Origin of the sequence: Zhongshania sp. (genome assembly GCF_041623545.1) — a bacterium.
GTDB lineage: Bacteria > Pseudomonadota > Gammaproteobacteria > Pseudomonadales > Spongiibacteraceae > Spongiibacter.
In genome coordinates, this window is sequence record NZ_JBFJWS010000272.1 from 1 (window position 1) to 4372 (window position 4372).

The window sequence follows — 4372 nt, forward strand, 5'->3', positions numbered from 1 at the left end:
GCATGACTGTTGCGGTGGTTTCGCTAGACGATTTTTATCTGCGCCGCACTGAGCGCGAGATGTTAGCGAAAACGCAACACCCTCTGCTGAGTACACGCGGCGTGCCGGGTAGTCATGATGTGGGTCTTGCTAAGCAAACCTTGGCGGCCTTGCTGGCCTTAACATCCGGCCAGTCTCTAGATTTACCTCGTTTTGATAAAGCCTGTGACGATCGCGCACCGCGCGCCAGTTGGCCGCGAATTAGCGGGCCAATCGACCTGATTATTTTTGAAGGTTGGTGTATGGGCGCGCAGGCCTGTGAGCAGGCAGCGCTATCAGCGCCAGTAAATGACTTGGAGGCAAGCGAAGACAGTGACGGTGCTTGGCGGTACTTCGTGAATAAGGCGCTCGCTGGGGAGTATCAGGAATTATTTGCCTCTATTGATTACTTATTGATGTTGGCAGCGCCTAGTTTTGACTGCGTGAAGGCGTGGCGCCTTGAGCAGGAGCAAAAGCTGGCGGCGAGGGTGGCCGCAGCTTCGGCATTAATGACTGAGGCTGATATCGAGCGCTTTATTCAGCACTATGAGCGTATCACTCGCCAGTGCCTGCAAACCCTAGGGCAGCGCGCCGACTGTGTCATGACGATGGCGGCGGATCGCCGTATTAGTGCCGTGCAATTCTTAAAGCACAGTGATGACGATATTGTCAGTGTGCGGCCGAGTCTCGTTTTTACTGATTTAGATGGAACCCTTTTGGATCATGATGATTACTCCTTTCGCGCAGCATTGCCGGCCCTAGCTCGGTTGCGGGATTTAGGCGTGATCTGGATCCTAAATACCAGTAAAACACAGGCAGAGTTACTACAGCTGGCGAGTCAGCTAAATAATCCCTATCCCTTTATTATTGAAAACGGCGCCGCCGTGGTTGTCCCTGCGGGCTGTGATTTACTGGCAGATGTTGAGCTAAGCGAAAGCAATGGTCAGCGCGTTAAAGGGTTTGCGCCACGGCGCAGTGAGATTCTGGAGTTACTGCGGGGCTGGCGCCAGCAGCACGGCTATAAGTTTTCAGGCTTTGCGGATTTTGACGCACCAAAATTGTGCAAGGTAACAGGTTTAAGCCTACAAGAGGCAGAATTAGCGCTGCAGCGAGATTACTCCGAGCCAATTCTCTGGGAGGACAGTGAAGAGCACTGGCAGAGTTTTGCCCTGTTACTTCGCGCTAGTGGTCTCCAGGCATTAAGAGGAGGCCGCTTTATTCATATTATGGGCGGCGCTGATAAGGGGCAAGCAATGGCATGGCTGGCTTCTTGCTTATACCCATCTGAACCTGCGCCTCAAGTCATAGCCTTGGGCGATAGTGGCAATGATATTGCCATGTTGGCGCGGGCAGATATTGGTGTAGTTGTTCGTTCGCCGCATCATCCACCGCCGCATGTGGCGGCGCCACAGGGGGAATTGCGTATTACCAAAGGCTTTGGGCCGGCGGGGTGGAACGAAGCGCTATTAAATATATTTGCCGCGAGTAATTAACTCGCGTCATCTCACCAAATTCATGAAAATAATATAGGAATTGCAATGGGCGACTTTTATCAGAACGGCATTATTACGACCTTGCACAATTTAATTGATCGGCCGGTCAGTGAGATTGAGGCGGAGCTGAAACACTTTTCTAAACAGCGGCCTATGGCGCTAATGCTGCCCTCCTTGTTTTCTGAATTAGAAGGTCCGGCATTAGCCGCGATTATTGATGAAATTGCCAAGGTCGACTACATCGACGAAATTATTATCGGCTTAGATCAGGCCGATGAGGCACAGTATCGTTACGCATTAAAGTTTTTTAGCCGCCTGCCCCAGCGCCATCGTGTGTTGTGGAATGACGGTCCCCGCTTGCGCGCACTAGATGCCCGTTTGCAAAACAGAGGCCTTTCGCCAGAAGAGCCGGGTAAGGGGCGCAATGTATGGTATTGCCTGGGGTTTATCCAAGCTTCGGGGCGCGCCGAGGCGATCGCCCTGCATGACTGCGATATCCTAACTTACGACCGGCGATTGCTCGCCCAACTGTTTTATCCGGTGGCCAACCCCGCATTTAATTATGAGTTTTGTAAGGGTTATTACGCGCGTGTCGCCGATGGCAAAATCAATGGCAGGGTGAGTCGTTTATTAGTGACACCGCTAATTCGCGCATTGAAAAAAATTCTCGGTGGCTCAGATTATCTTGAATATCTAGACAGCTATCGCTACCCCCTGTCGGGAGAGTTCTCAATGCGTATGGATGTGTTAAACGACCTGCGTATTCCTAGTGACTGGGGTTTGGAGATTGGCGTGCTGTCGGAGATGTACCGCAATTATTCCACAAATAGGCTGTGTCAGGTGGATATTGCCGACGCATATGATCATAAGCATCAGTCGCTGTCGGCGGAAGATGACAGCGGCGGCTTGTCTAAAATGTCGATTGATATCTCCAAGGCCATTTTTCGCAAGTTGGCGACCAATGGGGTGGTCTTTAATAGCGAAACTTTCCGAACCATTAAGGCCACGTATTATCGCGTGGCCTTGGATTTTGTCGATAGCTATCGAGCCGATGCGGTAATGAACGGTCTTGATCTGGATTTGCACAGAGAGGAGCAGGCGGTCGAGCTGTTTGCCCAGAATATTGTGAAAGCTGGCAATATGTTTTTGGAGAACCCTATGGAGACACCGTTTATTCCCAGCTGGAATCGGGTGGGTAGCGCAGAGCCGAGTATGCTCGCTGATCTATTGGCGGCAGTGGAGGCCGACAATACGGAATTTGCGCCGCAATGACGGAGATAGCCCCAGAGCAACATTTGCGCAATCGTCTCGCCGCCCATTTACAGGTGTTATACCCAGCCCTTGATGAGACGAACTTAATCGAGGATATGATTGCGGCAATGGCGTTGGATCAGCGCTGTTTTATGCCGCAGGCCCATAAAAATCACTGGGATGAAAGCGACGCGCTGGTGATAACCTACGGCGACTCGATACTACGAGAGGGCGAGTGGCCACTGCATACCCTGCACGACTTTCTGCGGCGGGAGTTGCGCGGTGTGGTAAGCGGCGTGCATATCCTACCTTTTTATCCCTACAGCTCAGATGACGGTTTCTCGGTGATTAACTACGTGGAGGTTAACCCCTCACTGGGTGACTGGCAGGACGTCAGTGCGATTGCGCGGGATTTTGATTTGATGGCGGACTTGGTGATAAATCATTGCTCCAGTCGCAGCCAATGGTTTGAAAATTTTAAGCAGCGGCGTGATCCCGGTCAGGATTATTTTGTGGAGGTCGACCCCAGTGTGGATTTAAGCGCGGTGGTACGACCCCGCACGAGCCCGCTTTTGAGTGAAGTGCAGACCCTTGATGGTAAGCGCCATGTCTGGTGTACATTTAGCCACGATCAAGTCGATCTAAATTTTGAAAACCCCAAGGTGTTGCTTGAGTTTATCAAAATCATCCGCCATTACCTTGATATGGGGGTTAAAATATTTCGTCTAGATGCGGTGGCTTTTTTATGGAAAATCCCCGGCACTAACTGCTTAAACTTGGAGCAAACCCATGAGGCGGTGCGCCTGCTGCGCAGTTTGATTGAGCACGCGACGCCGGATGCCATTATTATCACCGAAACAAATATACCGCTGCGTGAGAATCTGGCTTATTTTGGAAACGCCAATGAAGCTCATATGGTGTACAACTTTTCGCTGCCACCGCTACTGATTAACACCCTAATCACCGGCAGTAGTCGCGCGCTGAAAACCTGGATAATGGGTATGCCCGCAGCGCAGGACGGCACAACGTATTTTAATTTTATTGCCTCCCACGACGGTATTGGTCTGCGTCCCGCAGAAGGTCTGTTGTCTGACGATGAGATTCAGGCGTTAGTCGGGGTAATGCAGAAAAGCGGCGGTCGAGTCTCCTGGCGAGCTTTGGCTAATGGCGAGAACCGGCCCTACGAAATTAATATCAGCTTGTTTGATGCTATGCGTCGCCGCCTCATCGTTGAGGATAGTGGCGGTGATGAAGGTGAAGATGGCTACCAGGAGCGCCGCTTTATATGCGCTCATGCCTTGATGCTGGCAGTACAGGGTGTCCCCGCTTTTTATATTCACAGTTTACTCGCGACCGAAAATGACGAAAATCGGGTGTTGCACACTAGTCACAATCGCGCCATCAACCGTCATCAGTGGTTGGCGACTGACCTAGAGGCGCAGTTAGCCGGGGCCAGTCATCATGCGCGAATTTTCGGGGTGCTCAAAGAGTTGATTGCACTGCGGTCAAAGCAGCCCGCATTTCACCCAAATGCGGCGCAATACCCCTTGCACCTTGGGGATCAACTTTTTGGTTTGCGACGGGAGGCGAGCGCGGGAGACGGTTCTGCC

The 4372-nt window shown here is 51.7% G+C and carries 3 protein-coding genes; all 3 read left to right on the plus strand.

Annotation, left to right across the window (positions count from 1 at the left end; translation table 11 throughout):
- The coding region (locus ABYT30_RS16195) for an HAD-IIB family hydrolase (RefSeq protein ID WP_373097505.1) at positions 1-1511 on the plus strand (1511 nt) is incomplete at its 5' end.
- A gap of 45 nt (positions 1512-1556) precedes the next feature.
- Complete coding sequence (locus ABYT30_RS16200) at positions 1557-2783, plus strand: glycosyl transferase (protein ID WP_373097506.1); 1227 nt, start codon at positions 1557-1559, stop codon at positions 2781-2783.
- Positions 2780-4372, plus strand: a 1593-nt coding sequence (locus ABYT30_RS16205) for a sugar phosphorylase (RefSeq protein ID WP_373097507.1), incomplete at its 3' end; no start/stop codon positions are given. The genes ABYT30_RS16200 and ABYT30_RS16205, both read left to right, overlap by 4 nt.

Bases quoted from the DNA above. Each gene is read 5' to 3' on its own strand.
- ABYT30_RS16200 (WP_373097506.1), top strand. From the start codon at position 1,557: ATGGGCGACTTTTATCAGAACGGCATTATTACGACCTTGCACAATTTA.